Source organism: Marinobacter vinifirmus (assembly GCF_002258215.1).
GTDB classification, from domain to species: Bacteria; Pseudomonadota; Gammaproteobacteria; order Pseudomonadales; family Oleiphilaceae; genus Marinobacter; species Marinobacter vinifirmus.
Genome location: NZ_NEFY01000006.1, coordinates 215,856 through 242,219, shown reverse-complemented (window position 1 = coordinate 242,219; position 26,364 = coordinate 215,856). Strand labels below are relative to the sequence as shown.

The 26,364-nt window shown below is 58.6% G+C and carries 26 protein-coding genes; 13 read left to right on the top strand and 13 right to left on the bottom strand.

What is annotated here, in order from left to right:
* The 3 genes from tnpC to tnpA all read right to left on the bottom strand — a co-directional run.
* On the bottom strand, positions 1-914 hold a 914-nt coding region (gene tnpC, locus B9Q17_RS10180), incomplete at its 3' end, for an IS66 family transposase (protein WP_154707622.1).
* 75 nt (positions 915-989) lie between these two features.
* Positions 990-1,325, bottom strand: coding sequence for an IS66 family insertion sequence element accessory protein TnpB (gene tnpB / locus B9Q17_RS10175; RefSeq protein ID WP_022990718.1), 336 nt, complete (start codon positions 1,323-1,325; stop codon positions 990-992).
* A complete protein-coding gene (tnpA, locus tag B9Q17_RS10170) occupies positions 1,322-1,696 on the bottom strand; it encodes an IS66-like element accessory protein TnpA (RefSeq protein ID WP_094624791.1) in 375 nt (124 codons plus the stop codon). Before tnpA ends, tnpB begins: the two co-directional genes overlap by 4 nt.
* 279 nt (positions 1,697-1,975) lie before the next feature.
* Between tnpA and B9Q17_RS10165 the strand changes: the two genes are divergently transcribed.
* A complete protein-coding gene (locus B9Q17_RS10165) occupies positions 1,976-3,244 on the top strand; it encodes a tyrosine-type recombinase/integrase (RefSeq protein WP_094625133.1) in 1,269 nt (422 codons plus the stop codon).
* Positions 3,245-3,256: 12 nt separating this feature from the next.
* Here B9Q17_RS10165 and B9Q17_RS10160 read toward each other — a convergent pair whose 3' ends face one another.
* Both B9Q17_RS10160 and B9Q17_RS10155 read right to left on the bottom strand, forming a co-directional pair.
* A complete protein-coding gene (locus B9Q17_RS10160; protein ID WP_094625132.1) occupies positions 3,257-4,705 on the bottom strand; it encodes a malate:quinone oxidoreductase in 1,449 nt (482 codons plus the stop codon).
* A 64-nt stretch (positions 4,706-4,769) separates the two neighbouring features.
* Positions 4,770-5,342, bottom strand: coding sequence for a hypothetical protein (locus B9Q17_RS10155; RefSeq protein WP_094625131.1), 573 nt, complete (start codon positions 5,340-5,342; stop codon positions 4,770-4,772).
* 123 nt (positions 5,343-5,465) lie between these two features.
* Here B9Q17_RS10155 and B9Q17_RS10150 point away from each other — a divergent pair, with 123 nt between their 5' ends.
* From B9Q17_RS10150 to B9Q17_RS10110, 9 genes are all read left to right on the top strand, one after another.
* The gene (locus B9Q17_RS10150; protein ID WP_094625130.1) at positions 5,466-6,521 is read left to right on the top strand and encodes an NAD(P)-dependent alcohol dehydrogenase; all 1,056 of its coding nucleotides are present in this window, start codon (positions 5,466-5,468) and stop codon (positions 6,519-6,521) included.
* 131 nt (positions 6,522-6,652) lie between these two features.
* Complete coding sequence (locus B9Q17_RS10145) at positions 6,653-7,621, top strand: beta-ketoacyl-ACP synthase III (RefSeq protein ID WP_094625129.1); 969 nt, start codon at positions 6,653-6,655, stop codon at positions 7,619-7,621.
* A 109-nt stretch (positions 7,622-7,730) separates the two neighbouring features.
* Positions 7,731-8,732, top strand: coding sequence for a thiosulfate ABC transporter substrate-binding protein CysP (cysP, locus tag B9Q17_RS10140; RefSeq protein ID WP_094625128.1), 1,002 nt, complete (start codon positions 7,731-7,733; stop codon positions 8,730-8,732).
* Between the two features lie 9 nt (positions 8,733-8,741).
* Positions 8,742-9,614: a sulfate ABC transporter permease subunit CysT gene (cysT, locus tag B9Q17_RS10135; protein ID WP_094625127.1), complete on the top strand. Its 873-nt coding sequence runs from the start codon at positions 8,742-8,744 to the stop codon at positions 9,612-9,614.
* Positions 9,615-10,472 carry a sulfate ABC transporter permease subunit CysW gene (gene cysW / locus B9Q17_RS10130; protein ID WP_094625126.1) on the top strand — a complete coding sequence of 286 codons (858 nt, stop codon included), beginning with the start codon at positions 9,615-9,617 and terminating at the stop codon, positions 10,470-10,472.
* A 1-nt stretch (position 10,473) separates the two neighbouring features.
* Complete coding sequence (locus B9Q17_RS10125) at positions 10,474-11,595, top strand: sulfate/molybdate ABC transporter ATP-binding protein (protein ID WP_094625125.1); 1,122 nt, start codon at positions 10,474-10,476, stop codon at positions 11,593-11,595.
* 100 nt (positions 11,596-11,695) lie between these two features.
* Positions 11,696-13,192 carry a flavin-containing monooxygenase gene (locus B9Q17_RS10120; protein WP_094625124.1) on the top strand — a complete coding sequence of 499 codons (1,497 nt, stop codon included), beginning with the start codon at positions 11,696-11,698 and terminating at the stop codon, positions 13,190-13,192.
* An 87-nt stretch (positions 13,193-13,279) separates the two neighbouring features.
* Complete coding sequence (locus B9Q17_RS10115; RefSeq protein WP_094625123.1) at positions 13,280-13,954, top strand: FadR/GntR family transcriptional regulator; 675 nt, start codon at positions 13,280-13,282, stop codon at positions 13,952-13,954.
* A gap of 3 nt (positions 13,955-13,957) precedes the next feature.
* A complete protein-coding gene (locus B9Q17_RS10110) occupies positions 13,958-14,959 on the top strand; it encodes a bile acid:sodium symporter family protein (protein ID WP_094625122.1) in 1,002 nt (333 codons plus the stop codon).
* Here B9Q17_RS10110 and B9Q17_RS10105 read toward each other — a convergent pair.
* The gene (locus tag B9Q17_RS10105) at positions 14,933-15,598 is read right to left on the bottom strand and encodes a J domain-containing protein (protein ID WP_094625121.1); all 666 of its coding nucleotides are present in this window, start codon (positions 15,596-15,598) and stop codon (positions 14,933-14,935) included. The two genes, B9Q17_RS10110 and B9Q17_RS10105, sit on opposite strands and share 27 nt — an antisense overlap.
* Positions 15,599-15,721: 123 nt before the next feature.
* Between B9Q17_RS10105 and B9Q17_RS10100 the strand changes: the two genes are divergently transcribed.
* Genes B9Q17_RS10100 through B9Q17_RS10090 form a run of 3 tightly spaced genes read left to right on the top strand, consistent with a single transcriptional unit; the run spans position 15,722 to position 20,454 of the window.
* A complete protein-coding gene (locus B9Q17_RS10100) occupies positions 15,722-17,941 on the top strand; it encodes a TonB-dependent receptor plug domain-containing protein (RefSeq protein ID WP_094625120.1) in 2,220 nt (739 codons plus the stop codon).
* Between the two features lie 18 nt (positions 17,942-17,959).
* Positions 17,960-18,943, top strand: coding sequence for an ABC transporter substrate-binding protein (locus B9Q17_RS10095; RefSeq protein ID WP_244177362.1), 984 nt, complete (start codon positions 17,960-17,962; stop codon positions 18,941-18,943).
* Positions 18,940-20,454 carry a sensor histidine kinase gene (locus B9Q17_RS10090; RefSeq protein ID WP_094625119.1) on the top strand — a complete coding sequence of 505 codons (1,515 nt, stop codon included), beginning with the start codon at positions 18,940-18,942 and terminating at the stop codon, positions 20,452-20,454. The genes B9Q17_RS10095 and B9Q17_RS10090 overlap by 4 nt, the downstream gene beginning before the upstream one ends.
* Here B9Q17_RS10090 and gorA read toward each other — a convergent pair.
* The 7 genes from gorA to gspH are packed head-to-tail and all read right to left on the bottom strand — an operon-like array spanning position 20,451 to position 26,359.
* The gene (gene gorA / locus B9Q17_RS10085) at positions 20,451-21,812 is read right to left on the bottom strand and encodes a glutathione-disulfide reductase (protein WP_094625118.1); all 1,362 of its coding nucleotides are present in this window, start codon (positions 21,810-21,812) and stop codon (positions 20,451-20,453) included. The two genes, B9Q17_RS10090 and gorA, sit on opposite strands and share 4 nt — an antisense overlap.
* Positions 21,813-21,868: 56 nt before the next feature.
* Positions 21,869-22,402 carry a type II secretion system protein M gene (gene gspM, locus B9Q17_RS10080; RefSeq protein WP_094625117.1) on the bottom strand — a complete coding sequence of 178 codons (534 nt, stop codon included), beginning with the start codon at positions 22,400-22,402 and terminating at the stop codon, positions 21,869-21,871.
* Positions 22,403-22,406: 4 nt separating this feature from the next.
* The gene (gene gspL / locus B9Q17_RS10075; protein ID WP_094625116.1) at positions 22,407-23,714 is read right to left on the bottom strand and encodes a type II secretion system protein GspL; all 1,308 of its coding nucleotides are present in this window, start codon (positions 23,712-23,714) and stop codon (positions 22,407-22,409) included.
* A 2-nt stretch (positions 23,715-23,716) separates the two neighbouring features.
* The gene (gene gspK, locus B9Q17_RS10070) at positions 23,717-24,706 is read right to left on the bottom strand and encodes a type II secretion system minor pseudopilin GspK (RefSeq protein ID WP_094625115.1); all 990 of its coding nucleotides are present in this window, start codon (positions 24,704-24,706) and stop codon (positions 23,717-23,719) included.
* A complete protein-coding gene (gene gspJ, locus B9Q17_RS10065) occupies positions 24,706-25,461 on the bottom strand; it encodes a type II secretion system minor pseudopilin GspJ (RefSeq protein ID WP_094625114.1) in 756 nt (251 codons plus the stop codon). The genes gspK and gspJ overlap by 1 nt, the downstream gene beginning before the upstream one ends.
* Positions 25,458-25,835 (bottom strand): type II secretion system minor pseudopilin GspI, encoded by a 378-nt coding sequence (gspI, locus tag B9Q17_RS10060; RefSeq protein ID WP_058340963.1) that lies wholly within the window; start codon positions 25,833-25,835, stop codon positions 25,458-25,460. The genes gspJ and gspI overlap by 4 nt, the downstream gene beginning before the upstream one ends.
* Entirely contained in the window at positions 25,829-26,359 is a 531-nt protein-coding gene (gene gspH, locus B9Q17_RS10055) for a type II secretion system minor pseudopilin GspH (RefSeq protein WP_094625113.1), read from the bottom strand. Before gspH ends, gspI begins: the two co-directional genes overlap by 7 nt.
* Between the last annotated feature and the right edge of the window lie 5 nt (positions 26,360-26,364).

The window sequence follows — 26,364 nt, the reverse complement described above, 5'->3', positions numbered from 1 at the left end:
CGGGCGTGTTCACCCGCCCGGCTTGGGGCGAAGTCGTAAACGGTGGCTTTCAGGTCCGAGAACGGTGTGGTGCAGTAAGCCCAGACGTAGGCCTTGTGGGTTTTCTTCTTACCCGGAGCCAACATGCTGACCGGCGTTTCATCGGCGTGCAGAACGTTGTGTTCCAGCAAGGCGTTTCTCAACGCATCTGCCAGGGGCTGCAACTGCACACCGCAGGCACCGACCCATTCGGCGAGTGTTGAACGGGGTATTTCCAGGCCGGCACGGCCGAAGATGCGTTCCTGACGGTACAGTGGCAGGTGGTCCGCGTACTTGGCCACCAACACCTGAGCCAGCAGGCCGGCGGTGGGGATGCCCTTGTCGATCACCTGCGGTGGTACCGGTGCCTGGACCAAGGTCTCGCACTGGTTGCAGGCCCACTTGCCCCGGATGTGGCGCTCCACCGTGAACTCGCCCGGGACGTAATCCAGCTTCTCGCTGATGTCTTCGCCAATACGCTTGAGCTGGCAGCCACACTGGCACCGGGTATTGTCCGGTTCGTGGTGGATCAGGGTACGGGGCAGCTCCGGTGGCAGCGGGGTGCGCTTGGGCTTCTGCTTGGGTCGAGCGGCCTTCTGCTCCTCAGTCATCGCCTGGTCCAGCTCGGCTTCGATGGCGGCCAGGTCGCTGTCGATCAGCTCGTCCAGGAGCTTGCCCTGAACGGCATCGAGTTGCTCACTGCGGCGGGCGAACTTGTGACGTTTGAGGACGGCGACTTCGTGGGTCAGCTTCTCGATGATGGCATTGCGGCGCACCAACTCCCGCTCCTTCCGGCCCAAGGCTTGATCCTTGGCGTCCAGAGAGTCCATCAGTTCCGTCGCCAGAGCGCGGAGCTGATCGGCTGAGAGTTGGTTGATATCGGGGCGCTGAGTCATGCCGCCTAGTATGCCAAGTCCCTGTTCGGCAGGCGATTCGCGGTTCTGGCTATAGCGGCATCACAGCACTTGTGATTACAGGATGCAGATGACGCCCTCCGCGCCAATGCGCTGCCAGGGCAGGCCCTGAACCAAGGCAGACAACTGTTCCTCGGTCAGGCGCAGTTGGTCACCGCGCCAGGTTTCGCCCCAGTGGAATTTACCCCGGTTCAGCCGGCGGGCGCACAACCAGATGCCCAGGCCATCATGGATCAGCACCTTCATCCGATTGCCTCGCTTGTTGGCGAACAGGTAGGCGCAATGGGGTTTAGCCGAACCGAATACCTGAATAACCCGCGCCAGGGCCTTGTCGGGTCCGGCCCGCATATCCAGCGGTTCGGTGGCCAGCCAGATCTCATCAATGCGGATCATCCCAACAGATCCCGAAGCAAAGCCGCACACTGATGGGCTTGCTCCGCAGGCCACTCCACCACAACCGCACCACCGGCGCGGGGAATCTTGATGCGGATGGTGCTACATTGATTCGAGACTGACAGGGTGTCCGGCACAGGCGCTACGGCTGGCAGACGGACCGGAACGAATCCAGGTGCTTCCGGAGTTTTAGCCGCCCTTCGCGCTTCGCTCATCCAGCGCCGGACCATGTTGGCGTTGAGACCGTTATCCAGCGAAATCCGGGAAACAGACGCCCCGGGCTTCAGACATTCGGCGACGATACGAGCCTTCAGCTCTTTGGAGTAACGACGACGTTTTTGGTAGGGCTTGGTTACGCTTATGTTGGTCATGTTAAGTGTCCACTTAAAAATAAGTGGACACTATCCTGACGGCCGCAGCGCCTGGCTCAAGATGGGTTTACCGGACGGTTACGCTGAAACTCCATTTTCGTCGCATCAACTGAAGCAGAGAGAGATTGCTGAGGCGCCGAAACGCTTGAGAGTTATGCATGAAGAGTTGGCGATAAATCACTGAATTATATACACTCCTTATAATGTCCAATATTTAGGAGTATTGGACATTTCAGGCTTCCCGACCGTACAACACACTTCGCAAACAAGGCTGCCCAGATGAACGCCAGGCCCGGATTTCCCGGTTTTCCGCTGTTTGACACCGCTGATCTCATCCACGAACAGGCCGAGCTTGCGCTGTATCCGGATCTGCGTGCAGCGCTGGATGCGGTGCCCATCAACCCGGACAAAGCCCGTCAGGACTTCTACACCGCCCGCCGTTTCCTCGAAAAATACAGCGATGTTTCCGGCACATACAACCGTTTTCGAAGCGAAATCCAGCGTTTTCTCAACTACACCTGGCTGATTGCCCGCCGTCACCTTGCCCAGGCAGACAGCGACCTGATCACAGGCTACTTTGCCTTTTTGAAAACCCCTCCGGCCCCCTGGATATCCCGTGGGATCTATCCGGCATTCGTCTCTCAGGCAGATCTGCGTCGTTCCAATCCGGACTGGCGACCCATGGCGCTTCGATCCAAAGCCGTACAGGCGCCCTACTCTGTTACCCAGGCCAGCCTGAACGCCAGCCGCACGGCACTGCAGACCTTCTTCAAATACCTGGTGGCCCACGATTATCTGCCCAAAAATCCGATGATTGATGTCCGCAAGCGCGACCGGAACGCCAAACCCAGCCTCAACCAGGACCGGGACGCCGAAGTGCGGCGTCTGACAGACTGGCAATGGTCGTTCCTGCTGGAAACCCTCACCGAACTGGCGGACAGCAACCCGAAATTCGAGCGTAACCTGTTTGTGATCGTGACCATGAAAAGCCTGTTTCTGCGGGCCAGCGAACTGGCACCGCGACCAGTGGACCGGAACCAGGTGCGTACCCCCTGCTTTGGTGATTTCCGCCGAACCATTGTCGATGGCGAACCCTACTGGGTGTATTCGGTGTTCGGTAAAGGCGACAAAACCCGGCAAGTTACCCTGCCAGACGCCTACCTGGATTACCTGAAGCGCTGGCGAGGCCATCTGGGGCTTCCCTCTCCGTTGCCGGTGCCGGGAGAATCCACGCCCATTCTGCCGTCAGCCAAGGGCGATGCCATCGGCAAGCGCCAGGTGCAACGGATCTACGAGCAAGCCATGGTCGCCACCGCGGACCGTATGGAACGTGAAGGGTTCATGGACGAAGCCAGGCAAATGCTGGCCATTCGCTCCGAAACTCATTACCTGCGGCACACCGGTGCCAGCCAGGCCATCGAGGCCGGCGCGGATATCCGCCACATCAGTGAAGAGCTCGGCCATGCCAACGCCACCTTCACTGAATCTGTCTACGTAAATTCGGAACAGGCCCGCCGGCGAACGGAAGGCCGTCGCCGGCGGGTATAAATGCTGGATCCGTTAAACGATGCCTAGCGAATGGTTTACCCCGTCACGAATTTCGCGGTAGCGCTCGGCATCGTTGGCGAGGATTTCCAGGTTATCTTCCGGAAAGATTGCTTTTAGCTTGCTCCTGGCTTCCTCTGTGTTTAACCGCGCGGGCATCAGCTGTTCCAGTGCGCGCAACATCACTTCCGGCGAAACCGAGGCTCCGGGCGATGCACCCAGCAAGGTGCCATAGGTCTTGTCGCTGGAGACGATTATCTCCGTGCCCATCTGCAGGTCGCCATCTTTAATGATCTGTACCCGCTGCCCGGCTTCCACGGCTTGCCAGTTGAACTTGTCACCAAGCCCGGGGGCGAACTTCTCCAGCGAATCCAGCATGCTCTGCTCGCCTTTGAAGGTCTCGGAGACCAGGTATTTCACCAGTGGGAAGTTCTCCATGGCCACGTTCAACAGGCCCGGAATGTCGTGCAGGCGCATGGAGCGGAGATAGTCAATAAAGCCCCGGCCTTTCTCAAGAACCGGTTTAAAGGAGGCAAACGGCCCGAATAACAGGTAATGCTGGCCATTGGCCACCCGCAGATCCAGGTGCGGAACAGACATCGGGGGTGCGCCCACTTCTGCCCGGCCATAGGTTTTGGCGCGGTATTGGTCCGCCTGCTCCGGCGTAACCGGCGCCTGCAGGAAACGGCCACCCACCGGGAAGCCGGCAAAGCGCCTGGCAAACGGAAGATGGCTCCGTTTCAGGAGCGGGAAGGCGCCACCGCCGGCGCCAACAAACAGTACGTCAGCTTTATATTGGGTGGACGTACCGTTGCGCTCGGTTTCCAGCACCCAGCTGCCGGCGGGGCTGCGGTGTGCCCGCTTTACGTGTACACCGTAATCAATGGCCACGCCCAAATCCCGGTCAGCGTACGCAGCCATTTGTTCTGTCAGAGAGCCGAAGTTCACATCCGTGCCGGTTTCAATCACCGTGGCAGCCATCTTTTCATGGCGCGGCCGGCCTTCCATGGTGAAAGGGATCCAGCTTTTTATCTCATCAAAATCATCGGAATACCGCATACTTTCGAAGAAATGATGGCCAGACATTTCCTTGTGCCGAAGCGCCAGCTCTTCAATGAAGGATTCCGAGACCAGGGTGCAGTGCTTGGTCTGGTTGATGAACGTAGAGGGGTCTTTAATGGCACCCTTTTCGACCAGGTAGGCCCAGAATTGCTTGGCCACGTTGAACTGGGCGTGGATTTTCAGGGCTTTCTCAACAGAAATAACCTCGCCATCCACCGGGGTGTAGTTGAGCTCGCAGTTGGCTTCGTGGCCGGTACCAGCGTTGTTGAACACCCAGGAGTTCCCTGCCCCCGGGCCATCCAGCCGTTCCAGTATGGTGATATCCAGCTCGGGTGCCAGTTCCTTTGCCAGTGTGGCAAGGGTGACACCCATAATGCCTGCGCCGATAACAATTACCTTCATAGCCTGTGCCCGCCCGAGTCGGTTGTAGGAGTTTGTTCATCAAAGCCTTTTGGCCAGTGTACTCCTACTGCTGCATGTGCTCTACATCCTCACGGGCATCACGCAAAAAGGACTCCACGGTTTCTCCGGGCAGAAGCAATTGCTGTTCTATCATCGAATCCCGCCAGTCAGACTCTGCAAAGATGCAGCGGTATTCGTTCGGGAACTCTACATAAAGGCGTTTGAAATACTCCCTTGCCCGCACCTTGTTCGGCTCTTTGCGGCGGGATTCCAGTACAGCCATGTTGTACAGCGCCCCGGCCCTGACCTGGTCCGGCTGGCTATCGTCTTTGTAAATCCGTTCAAGGCGGCTGAGCACTTCATTCACACCGGTCAGCCGGTATTCCCTGAGGATCTCTGTGGCGGATTCCATCACCCGGTCTTCGCCGTGCCGGCAGGGTGAGTTGGCATGGTCCTGCACATATTGATCGATGGCCCGCTCTACTTCATGGCGGTGTTTGTGGTCCTGCTTCTGTTCATACACAAAGCCGGTACCCACGCCGGTGGCGATGGTGCCGGGCATACAGCCGGCTACCAGCCCGGCCAAGGCCAAGGACCCGGCAACGCCGAACGCCCTGAGAGATTTCATCTGTGTCATCTGGTCATCCCTGATGGTCTGGAATACGTAGGTTACAATCGACGAATGTCGGGTAACATACGATAACGGTCATATCGTACCGGTACCGTGACCCCTGTATTAAAACCGAAAAGGAGTAATCGAATGGCAAATACCAAAGCATACGCCGCCACTGCGCCGGATTCCGGCCTGGCCCCCTACGCCATTGACCGCCGGGAGCTGCGTGCCGACGACGTAGCCATCGAAATCGACTACTGCGGTGTCTGCCACAGCGATCTCCACACCGTCGAGAACGATTGGGGCGGCTCGAAGTACCCGGTTATTCCCGGGCACGAGATTGTGGGCCGGGTAACCGCCGTGGGGCCGGATGTAAAAGCCTATAAAGAGGGTGACCTAGTGGGCGTGGGCTGCATGGTAGACAGCTGCCGTACCTGTTCCGCCTGCGAATCCGGGCTGGAGCAATATTGCGATGAAGGCTCTACCATGACCTATGGCAGCCTGGACCGGCACAATGGCACCGTTACCCACGGCGGCTACTCGGAACGAATCGTGGTCAGCGAACGCTTTGTGGTTCGCGTGCCAGAGAAACTGGACCCGGCCGCCGCCGCACCGATTCTGTGTGCGGGCATCACCACCTACTCGCCCCTGAAGTACTTCAACGTCGGCAAGGGCCACAAGGTCGGCGTTCTGGGCATGGGCGGCCTTGGCCACATGGGTGTGAAATTCGCCAAGGCGCTGGGCGCGGAAGTGACTATCTTCACCCGCTCCGAGGCCAAGGTTGCGGAAGCGAAGAAGCAGGGCGCAGACCATGTGATCATCTCTACCGATGAGGCGCAGATGAAGGCAGCGGCCAACTCCTTCGACTTCCTGCTCGACACCATTCCGGTGGCCCACGACCTGAACCCCTACCTGAAATGCCTGAAGCACGATGGCACCCATATTCTTGTGGGCCTGCTGACGCCGGTTGAGCCAGCGCTGCAAGCCGGGCTGCTGGTTACCAAGCGCCGGGTGATTGCCGGTTCCCTGATCGGTGGCATGCCGGAAACCCAGGAAGTGCTGGATTTCTGCGCCGAGCACGACATCACCTGCGACATCGAGATGCTGGACATCCGCAACATCAATGACGCCTACGAGCGCATGAAAAAAGGCGACGTGAAGTACCGTTTCGTGATTGATATGAAGACGCTCAAACAGGGCTGATCAGCCCGCCGAAAGCGCCCGGGCGGGAAATATTCTGCCCGGGCGGTCTTTGACAATCCGCTAATAACCAATCCGGTTGCAAAGGGTTAGCATGGGTCTATTGTTATCGACTCTGACCCTGGACAAGCCGAATGACCTTTGCACGCATTGCCGGAACCGGCTCCTATCTGCCGGACAACATTGTGACCAACAAGGACCTGGAACAGCGGGTAGATACCTCTGACCAGTGGATCCGTGAACGCACCGGCATCGAACAACGCCACATCGCCCTGCCCGGCCAGACCACCGTAGACCTTGCCGAACAGGCTGCCCTGAGGGCCATTGAAGCCGCGGGCATCGATGCCAAAGACATCGACCTGATTGTGTTTGCCACCACCACGCCCGATAAAGTCTTCCCCAGCTGTGCCTGTATTCTGCAGGCCCGCCTTGGTATCGAGGGCTGCCCCGCGTTCGATATCCAGGCCGTGTGCAGCGGCTTTGTGTACGCCCTGGCCACTGCAGAAAAGTTCATCCGCACCGGCTCCAGCAAGAAGGCGCTGGTGATCGGAGCCGAGGTATTCTCCCGCATTCTCAACTGGGACGATCGGGGCACCTGCGTACTGTTCGGCGATGGCGCCGGCGCGGTTATTCTGGAGGCCAGTGAAGAAACCGGCATTCTGTCTACACACCTGCACGCCGATGGCCGCTATGAAGAGTTGCTACACGTGCCCTGCGGTGTCGCCAACGACTTCGACGCGGTCAAGGCCGGCAAGGCGTTTGTGGAGATGAAGGGTAACGAAGTGTTCAAGGTGGCGGTAAACACCCTGGGCCGGATCGTCGATGAAACCCTGGAAGCCAACCAGATGGAGAAATCCGACATTGACTGGCTGGTGCCGCACCAGGCCAACCTGCGGATTATTTCCGCCACCGCCCGCAAGCTCGGTATGTCGATGGACCAGGTTGTGGTCACCGTTAACCGCCATGGCAACACCTCCGCCGCCTCTGTGCCCCTGGCGCTGGACGAAGCCGTTCGGGATGGCCGCATTCAACGTGGCCAGGTGGTGTTGCTGGAAGCATTTGGCGGGGGCTTTACCTGGGGCTCCGCCCTGTTAAGGTACTGATCCATATTCTCTAAAGTGCTTTGATTATTTATTTTTAGTATTTTTAGTTCTTAGCAACCTTTGCTAGATTGCTCCTCAGATTCACTGATTCCAATCTGAGGAGCTTTCCATGAAACACCTGCTAAAAGGATTTGCACTGGGCGCTGCCCTGCTCTCCGCCCAACCAGCCCTTGCCGCTGACCGGGAGCTACTCAATACCTCTTACGATATTGCCCGCGAGCTGTTCGCCGCCTACAACGTGGAATTCAAGAAGCACTGGCAGGAAAAGACCGGTGAAACCCTTGAAGTTAACCAGTCCCACGCCGGTTCGTCCAAGCAGGCCCAGGCCATCATTCAGGGCCTGAAAGCCGATGTAGCTACCTTCAATCAGGTAACAGACATCGACATCCTGCACGAACGCGGCAACCTGATCCCCGAAAACTGGGCCGAGCGCCTGCCCAACAACAGCTCCCCCTACTATTCCACCATGGCGTTCCTGGTTCGCAAGGACAATCCGAAGAACATCCAGAACTGGGATGACCTGGTTCGCGAAGACGTGGCCCTGGTAATGCCGAACCCGAAAACCTCCGGTAACGGCCGTTACACATACCTGGCCGCGCTGGGTTATGCCCAGGACACATTCGGCGACGATCAGGACAAGGTTGACCAGTTCCTGGCGGATTTCCTGGGCCAGGTACGGGTATTCGACAGCGGCGGCCGTGGAGCCACCACCACCTTCGTTGAGCGTGGCATTGGCGATGCGCTGCTGACCTTTGAATCCGAAGTACTCAACCTGGCCGACCGTCTGGGCGATGAGTACGAAGTGGTCACCCCCAACGTGAGCTTCCTGGCCGAGTTCCCGGTCACCTGGATTGATGACTACGTAAGGCAGAACGGCACCGAAGAACTGGCGAAGGAATACCTGACCCATCTGTATTCTGAAGAATCCCAGCGCCTGCTGGCCGGCTTTAACTACCGGGTTCACAATGAGGTTGTGAAAGCCGAGAACGCCGACCGCTTCAAGGAGCTCAAGCTCAAGTCCATCGATGAAATCGCCGGTGGCTGGGAAAACGCCATGAAGGTTCACTTCATCAGTGGCGGCAAACTCGACCAGCTGCAGCGTCGGCGGTAAGAGGCGAGCATGTCGGTATCCGCTCAAGCAGGCGCCGCCCCCGTGCGGCGCTTTGCCGGTCGAAGCAAACGGGTGTTACCGGGGTTTGGTCTGAGCCTCGGTATTTCCCTGTTCTTTGTCAGCCTCGTGTTGCTGCTGCCCCTGACCGGGCTGGTCGTGGAAACCTCCGGCATGACCTGGGATCAGTTTGTATTCACCATCACCGATCCCCGGGTGATCGAATCCTACAAGGTGACTCTCTGGACTGCGCTGGCAGCCTCGTTGTTCAACGGCCTGTTCGGGTTGCTCCTGGCCTGGGTGCTGGTGCGCTATGAATTCCCCGGCAAGCGGCTGATCGATGCGGTTGTCGACCTGCCCTTCGCCCTGCCCACGGCGGTTGCCGGCATCACCTTGGCTACCCTGTTCGCCCAGAACGGCTGGTATGGCCAGGTGCTGGCAAAAGCCGGTATTGAGGTTGCCTTTACCCCGCTGGGTATCGTGGTTGCCATGGCCTTCACCAGCATTCCGTTTGTGGTGCGTACCGTTCAACCGGTACTTGAAGAATTGTCTCCGGCCGATGAAGAGGCCGCTGTCAGCCTTGGTGCCTCGGATTCCCGGGTTTTCCGGAAAGTGATTTTCCCGTCCCTGTGGCCAGCCCTGGTGACCGGCATTGCCTTGTCCTTCACCCGCAGCCTTGGTGAGTTCGGCGCCATTATCTTTATTGCCGGCAACACCCCCTATGTCAGCGAAGTGACCAGCCTGATGATCTTCGTGCGCCTGCAGGAATACGACTACGCCGCCGCCAGTGCCATCGCCTCTATGGTCTTGCTGGTCTCCCTGGTGCTGCTGTTTGCCATCAATCTGTGGCAAGGCCGGTATCTGCGCCGGCTGGAGGGTCGATAGATGTCGGCGGAACAGCACAGAGTCGGTGACCAGCCCTGGGTTCGCCGCAGCCTGATCGGCCTGGCGGTGAGCCTGACCGTGATCCTGCTGGTCATTCCGGTGGTGGTGATCTTTACCGAAGCGCTGAGTGCCGGCTGGAGCACCTTCAGCGATAACATTCTGGACGAATACAGCCTGCACGCCATCGGGCTGACGCTGCTGGTAGCCCTGCTGACGGTGCCACTGAACCTTGTTTTCGGTACGGCACTGGCCTGGGCCGTTACCCGGTTCCGCTTTCCCGGCCGCAAACTGCTGATCACCCTGATTGATATTCCGTTTGCCGTGTCTCCGGTGGTGGCCGGTTTGCTTTACCTGCTGCTGTATGGCCGCAACGGCTGGCTGGGTGGCTGGCTGAGCAGCCACGATGTTCAACTGATGTTTGCCTGGCCCGGCATTGTCATGGTCACGGTGTTTGTAACCTGCCCGTTCGTGGCCCGGGAGCTGATTCCGCTGATGCAGCAACAAGGCAGCGAAGAGGAAGAAGCCGGCGTGGTTCTGGGCGCCTCCGGCTGGCGGATTTTCAGCAAGATCACCCTGCCCAACATCAAGTGGGCGCTGATTTACGGCGTGGTGCTCACCAACGCCCGGGCCGTGGGCGAGTTTGGTGCGGTGTCTGTGGTGTCCGGTAATGTTCGCGGACAAACCAATACCTTACCGCTGCATGTTGAACTGCTTTATCAGGATTACAACGTGGCCGGCGCGTTTGCCGCGGCCTCGCTGCTGGCGGCTATCGCCATACTGACACTGATCGCCAAGGCCATTGTGGAATGGCGACAGTCCCGAATTGAACACCCGGCGCCGAAAACAGGAGGTGCATGATATGAGCATCACAATCGACCGCATCAAGAAATCTTTCGGCAAGTTCCAGGCCCTGAACGATGTCTCTCTGGATATTCCTGAAGGCAAACTGACCGCCCTGCTCGGGCCATCCGGTTCCGGCAAGACCACCTTGCTGCGGATTATTGCCGGGCTGGAATCGTCGGATTCCGGCCGGGTGCTGTTTGGTGGCGACGATGTCAGTAACCTGCACGTTCGGGACAGAAACATCGGTTTCGTTTTCCAGCACTACGCCCTGTTCAAGCACCTTACGGTCGCCCAGAACATCGCCTTCGGCCTGGAATCCCTGCCCCGCAGGAGCAGGCCCTCGAAGCAGGAAATCAACGAACGGGTAGCGAAACTGCTGGAAATGATTCAGCTGCCACAGCTGGCAGACCGCTATCCGGCCCAGTTGTCCGGTGGCCAGAAGCAGCGTGTCGCGCTGGCGCGGGCCCTGGCTACCAAGCCACGCATCCTGCTGCTGGACGAACCGTTCGGCGCACTGGACGCCAAGGTGCGTAAGGATCTACGCCGCTGGCTGCGTGCCTTGCACGATGAATTCCACTTCACCAGTATCTTTGTAACCCACGATCAGGAAGAAGCACTGGAACTGTCTGACCAGGTGGTCGTAATGAGCCAGGGCCAGGTGGAGCAGGTCAACAGTCCGACCGGCCTGTATGCCCGCCCCGAAAGCCGGTTCGTCTTTGACTTCCTGGGCCACGTAAACGTGCTGTCCGGTGTCGTGAAAGGCCAGAGCCTGGTGCAGGGCAACGCACGGGTAGCCCTGCCCGGTGTGGTGAATAACCAGGAGGCCCAGTTGTACCTTCGCCCCCACGAAGTGCAACTGGCCAAGGCCCCGGTGGCCCACGCCCGCTTGCCGCTGCGGATTGAAGCCATCAGCCTGATTGGTTCGGAGGTGCGCATCGAGCTGGCTCCGGAAGGCTGGGAAAGCAATGAAATCTGGGAGGTGGGCATGAGCCATGGCGAGTTTGCCTGCCATAACCCCACCCGGGGCGAATTGTGGTATGCCATCCCAGCGGTGGGCCACCTGTTTGCCGGAGACAGCGCCCAGCCGGAAACCGTCGACTGGCACAGCACGGCCCATGCCAGCGCTGCCAATATGTGAGCGTCCCGGCCATCGGATCTGATTGAAACAGTCTTTTGGTTCCGGCGTTAGCCGGTTATAGTCGTGTCATATAAAAACAAACGTCCAGGAAGCAGTATCCATGACACGACGCCGGAAACAGCAGCACAAATCCCCTTCGGTTATTATCATCGGCACCGGTTTTGGTGGCATTGGCATGGCCATCCAGCTGCAGAAAGCGGGTATCCGCGACATTACCCTGCTGGAAAAAGCGGGGGCCGTGGGCGGAACCTGGCGGGACAACACCTACCCCGGCGCTGCCTGCGACGTGCAATCGCACCTGTATTCCTACTCGTTTGAGCCCAAACACGACTGGACCCGGAAATTCGGCACCCAGCCCGAGATTCTGGATTACATCGAATCCTGCGTTCGCAAACACAACCTCGAGCCCCTGATCCGCTTTAATCAGACGGTGGAATCCGCCGAGTTTGATGAACAGACCAACCAATGGCAGATAACCACCGGCGCCGGCGACACTTTCCGGTCCGATGTACTGATTACCGCAACCGGTCAGCTTAACCGCCCTGCCATGCCGGATATTCCAGGCCTGGAGGATTTCGGCGGTGAGAGTTTCCATTCCGCCCGCTGGAATCACGACATCAACCTGGAGGGCAAACGGGTTGCAGTCATTGGCACCGGCGCCAGTGCCATCCAGTTTGTGCCGGAAATCACCGCGAAGGCGGCCCATCTGGACCTTTACCAGCGCTCTGCCGCGTGGGTGCTGCCCAAACCGGACAAAACCTTCACCCCGCTGGAACAAACACTGTTCGCCAAGTTGCCTCTGTGGGACCGGCTGTATCGCGGGATGATCTACCTGAAGAACGAAGTGCGCGCCCTGGCGTTCACCCGGTTCTCGGGATTACTCGAGTTCTTTGCCAATCGCGCCCGCAACGAAGCGCGCCGCTGGGTAACTGACCCGGATAAACTCGCCGAATTGATTCCGGAATACCGGATTGGCTGCAAGCGCATCCTGATTTCCAACGACTGGTACCGGGCCGTAAACGAGCCCCACGTGAACCTGATCACCGGTGGCATCACCCGGTTTGACGAAACGGGCGTGGTGTCGGAAACCGGTGAACACCGGCCTGCGGATGTGATCATTTTCGGCACCGGCTTCCGGGCCACCGAATTCCTTTCGCCCATCCACATCACCGGTCGCAACGGCGTGTCCCTGAACGAGGCCTGGGCCAATGGCAGCAAGGCATTCAAAGGCATCACCGTAAGCGGATTTCCGAACCTGTTCATGTTGTATGGCCCCAATACTAACCTGGCCCATAACTCTATTCTGTACATGCTGGAATCCCAGTTCCGCTACGTGCTGAGCGCGCTCAGGGCGCTGTCCCGTTATCCGGGGCAGGCAATGGATGTGCGGGAGGACCGCCAGAGCCGTTACAGCCAGGTGGTACAAAGAGGGCTGGACGGCAGCGTGTGGGAGGCCGGCTGTACCTCCTGGTATCTGGATGAGCACGGTCGCAACACTGTGAACTGGCCAGGCTTTACCTTCAGTTACCGCTTTGCCACGCGGTTTGTCGATACAGCCGACTATCAGTTCCTGAAACCCCGTTCCGAAAACGTCTGATCCCCACTCAAGCCGATGCCCTGCACGGCTTGAACTTATCACTAATTCATAGGATGATTGGTTCATCATATGGAGGGATGATCCACAATGCTCAAACCGATCCGAAAAGGCTCCCTGGTGGAAACGGCCATTGAAAGCCTTCGTCAGAATATTGAAAGCGGTGAATGGCCAGTGGGTACTCGCTTACCTGTAGAGGCAGAGCTTTCGGAGGCTCTGGGCATCAGCCGTAATACCATCCGGGAAGCGGTCCGGGTGCTTGTTCACGTTGGCATGCTGGAAACCCGTCAGGGCGACGGTACCTACGTAAGGGCCAATCGGGATGCCGGAGAGACTCTCCGGCGCATTGCCCGCAGCAAACTGGCGGAGCAGATAGAGGTTCGGATCATGCTGGAAACCGAAGCGGCCAGGCTCGCCGCCGGGCGGAGAACCGAGCAGGACCTGAAGGCCATGACCAGCGCCCTGGACGCACGGGCTGCCGCCGGAGAGCGGGTTCCCGAGCGCATACAGCACGACGAGCACTTTCACCACGCGCTGGTACGGGCGTCAGGCAATTCGGCACTGATCGAGCTCTACGACTACTTTTCCCACGCCGTCAGTCAGACTATTGAACAGACAGAAACCGACTCGGACCTTCCGGAACCCTCCCAGGAAGACCATGAACTGCTGCTGGCGGCTATCCGCCGTAAAGATGCAGCCAAGGCCGAAGCGCTGTCCCGCGCCCTGCTCACTCCAAGCCTGAAAGCCCTGACCGGGGAGGATTAAGCGGTGAAGTTCCGGATCGATACCTTCACATTGTTGTTGCTGGGCGCCATTGTCCTGGCATCTTTCCTGCCGGTAACCGGAAGCGCGGCCGATGCCCTGGCCACCACCGGCACCATTGCGGTTGCGCTGCTGTTCTTTTTTCACGGTGCGGCACTGTCACGACAACAGATTATTGACGGCGCCACCCACTGGCGGCTGCACATCCTGATCACCTCCCTCACCTTTGTGTTCTTTCCGCTGGCAGTACTTCCGGTCAACGCACTTAGCGGCATAGCACCGGACTGGATGCCGAAAGACCTGGGGCTGGGATTCCTCTATCTGGGGGTACTGCCTTCAGCGGTGTCCTCTTCCATTGCCTACACCGCTATGGCCCGGGGCAATGTGCCGGCAGCCATCTGCAGTGCGGCCGCCTCCAATGTGTTTGGCATGATGCTGACACCGTTTCTGTTGCTGTTGCTGGTTTCCACGTCTGGCACCGGCGAATTTGCGGTGCTTGAAGCACTCAAGGACATTATCCTTCAGTTGCTCTTGCCGTTTGCGGTGGGCCACGCCCTGCGGCCCTGGCTGGGCGGGTTCCTGGGCAGGAACGAGAAGCTGATGGCACGCTACGATCAGTGCGTTATCTGGATTATCGTCTATTCCGCCTTCTCTCACTCTGTGGTCAGCGGGCTCTGGCAGAACCTGCCGGTTCAGGCCATTGTACTGGCGATTGTCCTCTGCTTCGGGTTGCTGGCGCTGTTTATGCTGATTGCACGGCTGATGGTGAGAAAACTGGGCTTCAGCCTGGAAGACGAAGCCGCGGTGGTGTTCTGTGGCTCCAAGAAGAGCCTGGCGTCAGGACTGCCGATGGCCAACGTGCTGTTCTCCGGCCACCCCGGGTTTGGCATGATCGTGCTGCCCATTATGTGCTACAACCAGATTCAGGTGATTGTAGGGGCCATCCTGGCCCAGAGGTACCGGGTAAAGATCGAGCAGGCCTCAGCTGCCGCCCATACCACCGAATAACGCGGCCAGAATTGCCAGCCCGACAATCCAGCCGATCACCGCCGGCCAGAAATTCATCATCTGAGGCGGCTGTTCGGCCTGGTTATCAAAACCCTGGTCATCGGCCATTCCGGATTCCGGATAGTTTCTCTCATCCGGTTCCGGATTGGCCTCCTGCACGCTGAACCATTCAAACCAGTCCCCCAGAAAGCGGGCAACCGGTGCCGGGAAACTGCCGTTCTCTGCCATGGGCCGTACCTGGTGCTCCAGCTGGCTGGCAATCTCGCGCCGTAACGGCATCTGATCTGCTGGCGGTTCACACAGTATCGCCTTCCAGATATTTACATCCTGCTGTCGGTAGTTGTCGTTCAGCAGTGCACGAACCTGGATAATCACCTCACGGACGATCTGGGCGTCGTTACCATCCATTGGGGCTGTCGATTCCGGGGCATCTGCAGCAGCAACCCGAGGCTCAGGCCGTGATTCAGGCTCAGACGGTGCCTTTGCCGCCGACGGGGCATGGCCCGTTGCTTCCTGGTAGGCCTGCCTGAGGGCTTCGGCTTCGTGGTCAGAGGCGAACTTCATCTGTTGTTCGTAAGCCTGCCGTATCCGCTCCCGGTTATCGGTTGGCTCGATACCCAGAATGTCCCAACAATTCATAAATTCGCAACTCCGGTCATGGAAGATTTGTAATGTTTCTCGAGACAAATCGCCCGATCTACCCTACGATTAGGCAATAAACGCAACTAATCTGCCTGCTCGGCAAATTATAGAACGACACCCATGCCCATTACGAATTACCTGGCAGCAACCCTGCCCCGAAAACCGGCACTTTCAGCCCGATTTAAGCTCGGCTTGTTAGCTGTTTCCATAACCGCTGCTGTTGCGCCACAGGCCCTTGCCCAAAGCGAGCAGGAATTCAGCAATGGTTTCTATGCCGGGTTCAATGAAGACATCCCGGAAGTTCTCACCACTACCCGGTTACGCCAGCCCAAAACCCGGGTGCCCGGCAGCACCACCGTGATCGATGGCGACCTGATTCGCAACCTGGGCATTGTTAACCTGTACGAAGTGTTCCGCCTGGTGCCCGGCATGGTGGTCAATTTTGTTGGCAGCCACACACCGGTAACCACCTACCACGGTACCGTTCACTACGAGCAGCGCCGCATGCAGGTTCTGGTGGATGGCCGCACCGCTCACCGGGCTACCCTGTCGGATATGGACTGGAAAACCATGCCGGTGCCGCTGGAGATGATTGAGCGTATCGAAGTGGCCAGGGGTCCAAACTCGGCCGCCTACGGCATTAATGCGTTTCTCGGTACCATCAATATCATTACCCGGGACCCGGCTGACACCGGTGGCGCCGAGTTCAAGGTTACCCGGGGCTCGCGGGGGCACCTGAGAACCTTCGGGTCTGTCGGTCATACGGGGTCTGACTATGACTGGCGCCTGACTTACGAAAAGCGCAAGTTTGACGGCTTCGACTATCAGATCGAAGAGGGCGAAAAGGAACCGTTTGACGACGGCCACGACATCAACTCGTTTACCTACGACTCCCGCCTGCAATTGAACAGCCAGGCAAACCTGGAGCTTCGCGGTGGTGTGGTCGATGGCACCAATTACCAGGATCGCTTCAAAAGCGGCGATCTGGAGCCGCTGGAAAACCCGGATATCGAGGTCAGGGATTTCTACCTGCAAACCCGGTTTAACTATGCCACGTCAGACCGGCACTTTTTCCACATCCAGGCAGCCGTCGAGAATTTTGATCGCCGGCAGGCCTACGCCGTTTCCTTCCCTGACAATACGGCCCAGTGCCTGCGCGACGGAACTCCGCTTTACCAATATACCTACTTCGACAATGGAGATGACCGTGAACGACTGTGCTTTACCAGCAGCGGCGGAGAAATGGCCTTCGCTACGGTAAACGCCAACTCCGAAGACACCCGCCTGGAATTTGAGTTTCAGGACACCCTGCTGTTCAGCGACAACCTGAAGCTTGTTTCTGGCGCTGGCTTCCGCAAAGACACCTATCGCTCGGAAACCTACTTCAACGGCCGTGGCAACAGCTATCAGTCCCGCTACTTCGGTAACCTGGAATACACGCCGATCTCCTTTATGACCCTGAACGCCGGCGGCAACTGGGAACACACCAGCACCACCGACGAAGGTTATTTCTCACCTCGCGTTGCCGCCAACTTCACGCTGAGCAACCGCCATGCGCTGCGACTGGTCTATTCCGAAGCCGTGCGTACACCGGATGAATTCGAACAGAACCCCGACTGGGGTTACACGCTCTCGAATGTGCGGCCGGCGATCTATTCAGACCTCGAGGGCTTTCGGGTTGATACCTATGCAGCTGCGGAAGACGTAGATGTTTTAACTCTTGACAAAGACTTGCAGGAAGAGCGCATAACCTCTCGTGAAATAAGTTATTTTGGCCAGTTCCCGATGGATTCCGCATTGTTTTCACTTGAGGTCCGCGGCTTCAAGGACGAGCTCAGGGATATGATCAGCGGCGTACTGCAACTCAAAGAATGGACCATCGACAATAACGTGGCGGTCGACCAAAAGGGCTTCGAGGTAGAGGCGTCCCTGGACTTCCCCGGCACCACCCTCCGGGCCAGCTACGGCTACCTGGACCAGGACACATGGTACTCGGGCACTCCGATCATCGGGGCGGACGGCAATGTCGACACCGATACCCAGGACAAGGCAGCCGCCCTGCTCACCCGCATGTCTGTGCGCCATTCAGGCAGCCTTGCCGCCATCCAGGATTTGCCACTGGGGTTCCGGTTTGCCTCGGCGTTTTACTGGGCAGACGAGTTCAATACCCAGTTTGAACGTATAGACACCCGGGTCAGCAAGAGCTTTTTCGGCCCGCGATACAGCGCCGAGCTGGCTTTCACCGTGCAGCACTACCTGAACCGGGATCCGGAGCTGAGTTCGGACAATAATATCGAAGACCATAACCAGTTCTTTGTCGAAGCCGGTCTCCGGTTCTGATGGAAACAGAACGCACCCATGATGTATGTCGACACCAGCCAGGAAGGTATGACAATAACCGTGCATAAATCTTTGCGACATTCACTTGGCATGGCCTTCTGGCTATTGCTTTGTTTTTTATGGATGGCCTCGAAAGTTCAGGCGGCCGCAATCACACACCCGGTGGCCTACATTGAAGGCTCAGGCAATGCCGCGCTGGACCAGCATATGACCAACCTGGTCAGCAAGGAGCTGGATGGCCGGGTGGACCTGGTGCCCCTTGAAGCAAAGCATTTGCCCGTAGCTTCGGGCAGACCGGTTATAGCCATAGGGCCCGCAGCCTTTTCGGGGCTCCTGGATAAGGGAATCACGGCACCGATTATCGCCTTACTGGTGGAAAAGCGGGCGATATCGAAGTATCTGGACAAGACCGGGGAGCAGCTGACCGCGGTGTTCTACGACGTCCCGCTACTGCGTCAGGCGCTGACAGGCAAGGCTATCCTCCCCCAGGCTACCCGCGTCAGCGTGCTGGCCACCCTTGATTCAGCAGACATGTATGAGCCTTTGATCGAACAGTTGCCGGCTTACGGGCTGGAAGGCCGAATGTTTATCGTCAGCAGTGACGACCAGCTGATTCCAAGCCTTAACCGTGCCCTGACCTACGGTGACTTTGTACTGGCGGGGCTGGATGACAAGATCTACAACCCCCGGAACATCAAACATATCCTGCTGACCGCCTACCGCCGTAACCGAATCCTGATCGGCCCCAGCCAGGCCTACGTCAAGGCCGGCGCCCTGGCATCCAGCTACGCACCTTTTACGACCATGGCAAAACAGACCGCGGAGTATTTGCTGGCATTCTTTGAAACCGGAAAGCTGCCGGCACCTGCCTATCCGGATGAATATCGCGTAGAGGTCAACCAGCAGGTCGCACGCTCCCTGAACATTCCACTGCCCGACCGGGAATGGATTGCACAGGCGGTTGACCGCTTCATCCAGGAACAGCAGGAGGCTGGAGAATGAGTCGCCCGGAGCATAAGTCCGGCATGTCGCTGTCCCGCCGGTTATTGATCGGAGTCTTGCCCGCTGCCGTGATGTTTGTGGTGCTGATGGCGTTCTTTACCTCCGCCCGGCTGGAAGATTCACGCCGTGACCTGGCTGAAAGCAGCCAGCTGTTCGCGGACAGCCTGGCACCGGCCCTGGAATACGCCGTGGTTTCCGGTAACCGCGGGGCCCTGGAACAGGTTCTGCGGCAGTCGCTCAGGCGCAGCAAGGCGGAATGGCTCCAGGTAACGGATGTGGTTGGCGAAGAAATCGGGTTTGTGGGCAATAGCACCGAATCTGGTGATCGCACCGCGGGCTCACCAATGATCTATTCCGCAGAGATATTGCAGGAACCGGTCGAGCTTTCCTCAGGCGCGGACTGGCTGGCGGGCCAGTGGAACTTCAGCACCGGCTCACTGCGTGTGGGCACCCTTGAGGTGGCTGTCAGCCCCCGGATCCTGGAAGAAAGACAGCAGGAAGTGCTGTGGTCGTCGTTGTCGGTGGGCATTGCCATGCTGTTATTCACCATGCTGTTGGTGAATCATTTCCTCAGCGCCATTTTCCGTGCCATCAACCAGTTATCCGGCCGGGTGAACCTGTTGATGCAGGGGGATTACGAAGAACAGCCCATCGAAACTCACGGCGGAGGCCGCGAAATTGCCAGTATCCAGCAGCAGCTGAACCAACTGGCCCTGCATCTGGGGCAAGCCCGGGAATCCCGGGAAAAGACCCTCGCCCTCTCGGAAACGGCCAGGGAAAAGGCTGAATATGCCAGCCAGGCCAAGTCCGAGTTCCTGGCCGGCATGAGCCAGGAACTGCGAACACCCCTGAAAGGTGTGCTGGGTATGATTGACCTGGTGCACGAGGAACCGTTGAGCAAACAGCAGATGGATTATCTGGAAACTGCCCGCAAGTCTACCCAGGATTTGATGACGGTTATTTCCGACATGCTGGACTTCGCGCAGATGGAAAACGGTCACTTTGAACTGGCGCACCAGGAGTTCGACCTGCGCAACCTGATCAGTAACTGTGCGGCTTCGTACCGCCTTGCGGCCGAGCAACAAGGGCTGATGCTGGAGCTGCACTTTCAGGGAAGCTGGCCGGAAAAGGCCCTGGTTCTTGGGGATTCTGCCCGGGTTCGGCAGGTTCTGGCGGGCTTGCTGGGGAACTCACTCAAATACACCACAGACGGCTATATCAGCGTCCGGGCCAGCTGGTCATCCGCTGATGGCAAGCAAGCGGTGCTCAACTGTACAGTCAGTGATTCCGGCTCGAACAGTGCGGGCCAGAGGCTCGACAACCTGTTGCCGCACTATGAACAGTCGCTGGCAGGAACCGCAACCCGCATGCAGGCCAGCAGCGGGCTGGGTTTATCCATGGTGCAGCGGCTGGTAGAGCTGATGGGAGGCCACGTCCAGGTCGATACCGACCTTGGACAGGGAGCCTATTTCCGCTTTGACCTGCCCTTCCAGCTATCCGGTGAGGATTAAGCCACCGGCTCCCGCATGGTGACAAACTCCTCCGCCGAGGTGGGGTGAATGCCGATGGTGGAATCGAACTGGGCCTTGGTGGCTCCGGCCTTGATGGCCACCGCCAGGCCCTGGGTGATTTCACCGGCATCCGGGCCGACCATGTGGGCGCCCAGCACCTTATCAGTCTCTTTATCGACCACGAGCTTCATCAGGCAGCGCTCTTCACGGCCACTCAGGGTGTATTTCATAGGCCGGAATTCTGACCGGAAAACACTCACCTGATGGCCGGCTTCCCTCGCCTCTTCTTCAGTCAGGCCCACGGTACCAATATTCGGCTGGCAGAACACTGCCGTCGGGATAGCGCTGTAATCCATGTCGCCCTGACCATCGCCAAACAAACGGCGTGACAGCACCATGGCCTGCGCCAGGGCGACCGGGGTCAGCTGCGGCGTTCCGATCACATCACCCAGCGCATACACGGACGGTACAGCAGTCTGGAAGTGGTCATCGACCTTCACATGGCCCGACGCCGTCAGCTCCACACCGAGATCGGTCAGACCCAGCCCGTCCACCAGCGCACGACGGCCCGTTGCCGCCATAACCAGTCCGGTTTCGAGGGTGTCGCCATTACTGAGGTTGACCTGGTAGTGGTCGTCTCTGGATTCCACCGAGTTGATGGTTACGCCAAAGCGCAGATCCACGCCTTTCTTGCGCATTTCCGTTTCGGTAAAGCGGCGAACGTCGCCATCGAAACCGCGCAGGAACAGGTCACCCCGGTACAGCAAGGTGGTTTCCACACCCAGGCCCGCCAGAATGCCGGCGAATTCAACGGCAATGTAGCCGCCACCCCAGATCACCGCGTGACGTGGCAACTGAGGCAGGTAGAACATGTCATTGGAGGTGAGCAGGCATTCCTTGCCGGGGATATCCGGCACTACCGGCCAGCTACCGGTGGCTACGGTAATGTGTTTTGCGCTGTAGGTCTTGTCACCGACGGCAACGGTGTTGGGGCCCTGAAGGCTGGCCGTGCCGTTGATAATTTCAACACCGGCGTTTTCCAGCAGTCGGCCATAGATGCCGTTCAGGCGATCGATTTCGGCATTCTTGTTGGCCACCAGCGTGGGCCAGTCGAAGCTTACGTCGTCTGTGGGGATGTTCCAGCCATAGCCGGCGGCGTCTTCCAGCTCTTCCCTGACGTGCGCCCCGTAAACAAACAGTTTTTTCGGAACACAACCAATATTCACACAGGTACCGCCCAGGTGGCGGGATTCCACAACCGCTACCCGCGCGCCCCGCTGGGCAGACATTCTTGCCAGCCGCACTCCACCGGAGCCGGCGCCAATCACTATCAGGTCAAAATCGTGGCTGTCAGACACTGTATCTCCCGCTCTACATGATGAACCTGTATCGGATACTATCAGTTACCAGCCAATCATATCGCAAGAGTCAGTCGTACGGACACCGTTCCCGGTTCATTACCACGATCCATGGAAGCCTGGTCAATAATCACGCCATGATTTCCGTTCATTCTCTCGAGCCAGGCAGCGACTTCGGCAAACGGTACGCCTTCCAGCCACACTCGGATTGCACTATCGCCACTGGGCTCAAAGCGCTGAAGCGCCAGCCCTGCTTCACCGGCAGACCGGGTAACCAGGGCCATCAGCTCACGGCCGCTTTCAGGCTTGTCTGCGTTAGCCGAGCCACTCGCCGGTGCCCCGGTGGAGCCCAGCCGTTTGATTGTGGCTTCATTCGCCTGCATCCAGGCCAACAATTCGCCGGCATTCTCACGGCTTGCCTGGGCTTTTTCGTTGAACGCAGACGCCGGAGCCCAAACTGCGAAATACAGCACGGCCAGCAGCAAAGCCACCACTAGCACGACCAGTGCCTGCCGGTCCCGGGAAGGCAGCTGGTCATACTTTGCAATCAGTTTGCCGACCGCCGGCTGATCCTTGATTCTTGCCCACATGTTCTTAACCTCCGGAAACAGTCAGCCGGCCACGGGCGCCTGTTGCTTCATTCACCACCGAGCCAATCTGGGCCTGCAGCCCCTGATTGGCCAGGCCGTTACGCAAACGGCTCAGGCGGTCGTAGTTGTCGGCCCGCACATCCACCACCAACTCGCCACGGGTTCGGCTGTAGTTGATGGAGTTAAAGGTGATGGCGCTGGCATTCGGTACACGGCTGTACTGGTCACCGGTAAATTTCATCAGCGTGATGAAATCAACATCCTGGCTACCCGACCCCGCAACCCGCAACTGGCCTTCAATCACCCGGCGCACATTGCCGGCATGGGTTCGCCGGTCGCCAGGAAAGGCTTCCCGGTAGACCGCCATGGCCTGACCCTGCAGTTCCTCAGCCTTTTGCTGGTGATAGAAGCCCATACCCACCTCCAGTGCGACCTGAACCACAAACCAGACGGCGGCAACCGCAATCAGCGGCTTCCAGGGCTTGAGCGGGCTGGCACCGGAGGTCTTTACAGAAAACGCACCCTGGCAAAGGTTGACCGGCTGGGACAGGTGTTGATGGTGAGCCCAGGCCAGCAGTTCCAGCACCGAGAATTCCAATGGTTTGGTTTGTACCTGCAACCGGCCACTGCTGCCGGAGAATTCACTGATTGCGCCCTGCCAGCTGTCCAGGTCTGTTTCAGTGCCAAACACCTGTACCGGAATTTCCGCCACTACCTCGTCTTCCGACGGCGTCGCCATGGTCATGGCAAACAGTGGAAGGTTGTCGGCCTGCATGCGCAGCCATTCGCCACGCTGGCTCAGCAGCATCACAGACTCGCCATCCAGGCACAGGCTCCAGCCTCCCTCGGTGGCTGGCAGCAGTGCCGCATCCGGATAGATGGCATCCAGGCGGACGTGTTGCCAACCGCTGAACAGTTGCTGCCAGCGCGCCATTTGCAGATTGTCGATAGCCGCTACCTGGTAGCCGTCCGGCGTGTGGCGGCCGAGGGCCAGGTGCACCGTTTCGATGTCCTGCGCCACCTGTTCTTCTACCGCAAACGGCAGAGCCTGCTGTATAAAACGGCTCTGCCTGGCGGGGATATCCGCCACACAGAAGGTGGTCTCATCACCGGGAATCAGCCCGATGAGAATGACTTTTTCCAGCGCGTTCTGCGCCAGGGTCTGCTCGATGTGTGCGCGGGTGCTGGCCTCGCCATGGGCCTGGGTATCACCACTGGCATCCTGCAGAACCCAGTCAAACAGCTGGGCGTCCGGATTCTGCTCCGGATCCGCAAACGGCGGCAACGGCCGTGCATACAGGCGGTAAGACATGGTTATCCTTCTGAGAACGTAAAGGGTTCTTTTGTGATCCGGTTTTTCTGTCCGGTATCCCTGTGAACTGTCCGGACTTCACCCTCGGGATTGCGAAACACCGTACTGACCATATTAACGACACGATTATCGTAGGTAATCCGTGATACAACTTCAAAAAACCGCGTTTGCAGCGTAAGGCCGGCGGGCTTCAGGCCGAGGCCGGAAAACTCGGATAGTGCGAGAAAATCCTGGACATCCTCGAATCGCTCCTCTTCGCGCTGGGCCACGATAGACTGCGCTTGGGCCTCGTTCAGCTCATTATGCAGCGACATCAGCACCGGCACCGTAGCCGAGTTTACATTGATACCAATTCCACTGACCGGAACCGCTGTCACATGGGGCCTTAATGCCACATAGATTTCTTCGGTCATGCCCTCGATCAGCCGCAATTCGGTGATAGAGACAAAGGGCTGGTTTGCGGTTCGGAACGGTTGATCGGCCATCAGGTACTGGCCATCTTCGGCACCGTAGGCGCTCACGGTCTGGTCGTCCGAATCAATCCAGTCAATCAGCGCATCAACGTTCAGCCCGGTAATCCCCAGGGCTACGAACAGCCGGGTCAGGCGGTCTTTGGTGAGTGTATCCACCTGCCCGTTGGTGGTCACCAGGTCGTTCAGGTTTATGCGCCCACCCAGGTCGTCAATCTGAACTTCAGCCACACCGTTTTCATCCAGCGGCAGTATGGCAGCGTTCATGGCCCAGAACTCGTCGGGGCTGTCGACCATCAGGCTGTTTTCCCGGTCTTCCTCGAAATCCCTCACCAGGATCCGGCGGGCGAATTCCTCGGCGCCGAGGGCAATGTTGTAACCTTGCTGCTGGGCCAGGTAGTGGCCGGCCTTGAAGACCCGAAGGCTTTGCTGACGGGTCATACCGGAGGCCAGCATGACCACCAGGGCCATGGCCAGCAGCACCATGATCAGCGCCACGCCTTTCTGGTTCCGGGCCGACATCAACTACCTACTCCTGGTTGGGCAGTGGCCTGCTCTTCCGCTTCCTCTTCATCCGTGTCGGACTCTGCGGCTTCAAGTTGCTGGTTGATCACGCCCTGGGCTTGCTGGGGATCAAAATCCGGCAGGGTAAAAGTTCTCACCAGTTCACCAAAGCGCTCGTGCTCCAGGGTAACTTCCATGCCCCGGGGCAAGGCAATATCGGGCCGGGCACCCGGAGACAAACCCGCCAGGGCTTCGTCATCCGGCCATTGTTCATGGCGGTTACCGTCGGCATCGATAAAACGGATTTCGAATTCGGTCACGTTCTCAAGCAGCAGCAGGTCCCGGCTGGAATCCTCCTGGCCTTCATCCACCACCGGCCAGTAACGCCGGCGCAGTTCGCTACCGGTAAACTCCCAGGCAGACCGCTGCAGACCACTGCGCCGCAGCCCCAGGGGATTGCGCCAGCCCTGCCGGGTAATCATCAGGGCAAAGGCGTCGTCCCGGGTGGTGAGAGCGGGTGAAAAGTCGCCGTACACATCCCGTACCGGCCGGTTAACAACCTGGGTGATATCCCGTTCCAGCAGCAACATGGCCTTCTGCAAGCCATCGAACTGCTCGGCAAGCTCGTTCACCCGGTCCCGGGAATTGACTACGCCGTTCACCACCTGCCACACGCCAAGGCCAATGACCGCCGTAATGGTGACGGCAATCAGCACTTCCATCAGGGTGAAGCCCTGCTGGTGCGGCAGCACCGGTTCTTTAAGCGGCGTCATTTCTCCCCCAGAAAGGCAGAGAGTGTATGCACAGAAAACGGCTCGCTCTGGCCATCCGGGTACTTGGCCACGGTCACTTCCACCCGGCGCATGGTCGGCTCGGCGGTACCCAGCACCACGGTAGTTACCCGCCAGCGGTAGTTGCCGTAGTCGGTATCCTCAGAGTTATCCGAGATATCCGGTAGCTGTTCCTGCAGGCGCAGTTCATTCACGCGGTTCTCGGCCAGCCAGCCGGCCAGGGTTTTGTCCCGCACCCGCTCGAAGCTGGAAATATAATTGCTACCCACCTCCGCTGCGGCCGTGGCAATCAGGCCGAACACCAGCAGCGCCACCAGCACTTCCAGCAAGGTAAAGCCACGATTCCGGTTTACCATTCGTCTTCCCCGGCACCCGGCTGTCGCCATTCCATAGGCGAAATGCCGTCAGAGGCAAGCACATGCATGCTGTCGGTCTCACGGCCCATGGTAAATTCGATTTCGAACGGCGTGGTTTCGCCACTGGAGAAGAACACAAGGTCTGGCCGGAGTTCATCTTCGGCACTGGTCAGGCGCGGGGCGTCGTTCTCGACGTATTGGGTAACCGTCAGCCATTCCGGCAGGGTTCGTTTGCGGTACATGCGCTCGGCAGGTGGTTTCCATTCCCCGGATTCGTCCTGGAAGGCGACAAAGCGGTAGCCGTCTTCCTCAAACAACAAGCCCAGCTCCAGATTGTTCAGAACCGCCTGCTCCGAGGCGGTCTGCATCAACAGGTAAAGGTCCCTTACCTGGCTTTCCAGTTCGCGCTGCTGGGAGCTGCCGGCCATATTGAACACGGCAAGGGCTGCCAGCAGCCCGACAATAATCAGGACAACCAGTATTTCGATCAGCGTAAAGCCGGCTTGGTTCGCCCTGTTGCGCACAATCG

Coding starts and splice junctions, on each gene's coding strand:
- gspI (WP_058340963.1), bottom strand. CDS start 25,835: ATGGTAAACCGGAATCGTGGCTTTACCTTGCTGGAAGTGCTGGTGGCG.
- B9Q17_RS10165 (WP_094625133.1), top strand. CDS start 1,976: ATGAACGCCAGGCCCGGATTTCCCGGTTTTCCGCTGTTTGACACCGCT.
- B9Q17_RS10120 (WP_094625124.1), top strand. CDS start 11,696: ATGACACGACGCCGGAAACAGCAGCACAAATCCCCTTCGGTTATTATC.
- B9Q17_RS10125 (WP_094625125.1), top strand. CDS start 10,474: ATGAGCATCACAATCGACCGCATCAAGAAATCTTTCGGCAAGTTCCAG.
- gspK (WP_094625115.1), bottom strand. CDS start 24,706: ATGTCGGCCCGGAACCAGAAAGGCGTGGCGCTGATCATGGTGCTGCTG.
- gspL (WP_094625116.1), bottom strand. CDS start 23,714: ATGTCTTACCGCCTGTATGCACGGCCGTTGCCGCCGTTTGCGGATCCG.
- tnpA (WP_094624791.1), bottom strand. CDS start 1,696: ATGACCAACATAAGCGTAACCAAGCCCTACCAAAAACGTCGTCGTTAC.
- B9Q17_RS10090 (WP_094625119.1), top strand. CDS start 18,940: ATGAGTCGCCCGGAGCATAAGTCCGGCATGTCGCTGTCCCGCCGGTTA.
- B9Q17_RS10160 (WP_094625132.1), bottom strand. CDS start 4,705: ATGAAGGTAATTGTTATCGGCGCAGGCATTATGGGTGTCACCCTTGCC.
- tnpB (WP_022990718.1), bottom strand. CDS start 1,325: ATGATCCGCATTGATGAGATCTGGCTGGCCACCGAACCGCTGGATATG.
- cysT (WP_094625127.1), top strand. CDS start 8,742: ATGTCGGTATCCGCTCAAGCAGGCGCCGCCCCCGTGCGGCGCTTTGCC.
- B9Q17_RS10100 (WP_094625120.1), top strand. CDS start 15,722: ATGCCCATTACGAATTACCTGGCAGCAACCCTGCCCCGAAAACCGGCA.
- B9Q17_RS10105 (WP_094625121.1), bottom strand. CDS start 15,598: ATGAATTGTTGGGACATTCTGGGTATCGAGCCAACCGATAACCGGGAG.
- gspM (WP_094625117.1), bottom strand. CDS start 22,402: ATGTGGGCAAGAATCAAGGATCAGCCGGCGGTCGGCAAACTGATTGCA.
- gspJ (WP_094625114.1), bottom strand. CDS start 25,461: ATGACGCCGCTTAAAGAACCGGTGCTGCCGCACCAGCAGGGCTTCACC.
- B9Q17_RS10115 (WP_094625123.1), top strand. CDS start 13,280: ATGCTCAAACCGATCCGAAAAGGCTCCCTGGTGGAAACGGCCATTGAA.
- B9Q17_RS10150 (WP_094625130.1), top strand. CDS start 5,466: ATGGCAAATACCAAAGCATACGCCGCCACTGCGCCGGATTCCGGCCTG.
- cysW (WP_094625126.1), top strand. CDS start 9,615: ATGTCGGCGGAACAGCACAGAGTCGGTGACCAGCCCTGGGTTCGCCGC.
- B9Q17_RS10155 (WP_094625131.1), bottom strand. CDS start 5,342: ATGACACAGATGAAATCTCTCAGGGCGTTCGGCGTTGCCGGGTCCTTG.
- cysP (WP_094625128.1), top strand. CDS start 7,731: ATGAAACACCTGCTAAAAGGATTTGCACTGGGCGCTGCCCTGCTCTCC.
- B9Q17_RS10145 (WP_094625129.1), top strand. CDS start 6,653: ATGACCTTTGCACGCATTGCCGGAACCGGCTCCTATCTGCCGGACAAC.
- B9Q17_RS10095 (WP_244177362.1), top strand. CDS start 17,960: ATGATGTATGTCGACACCAGCCAGGAAGGTATGACAATAACCGTGCAT.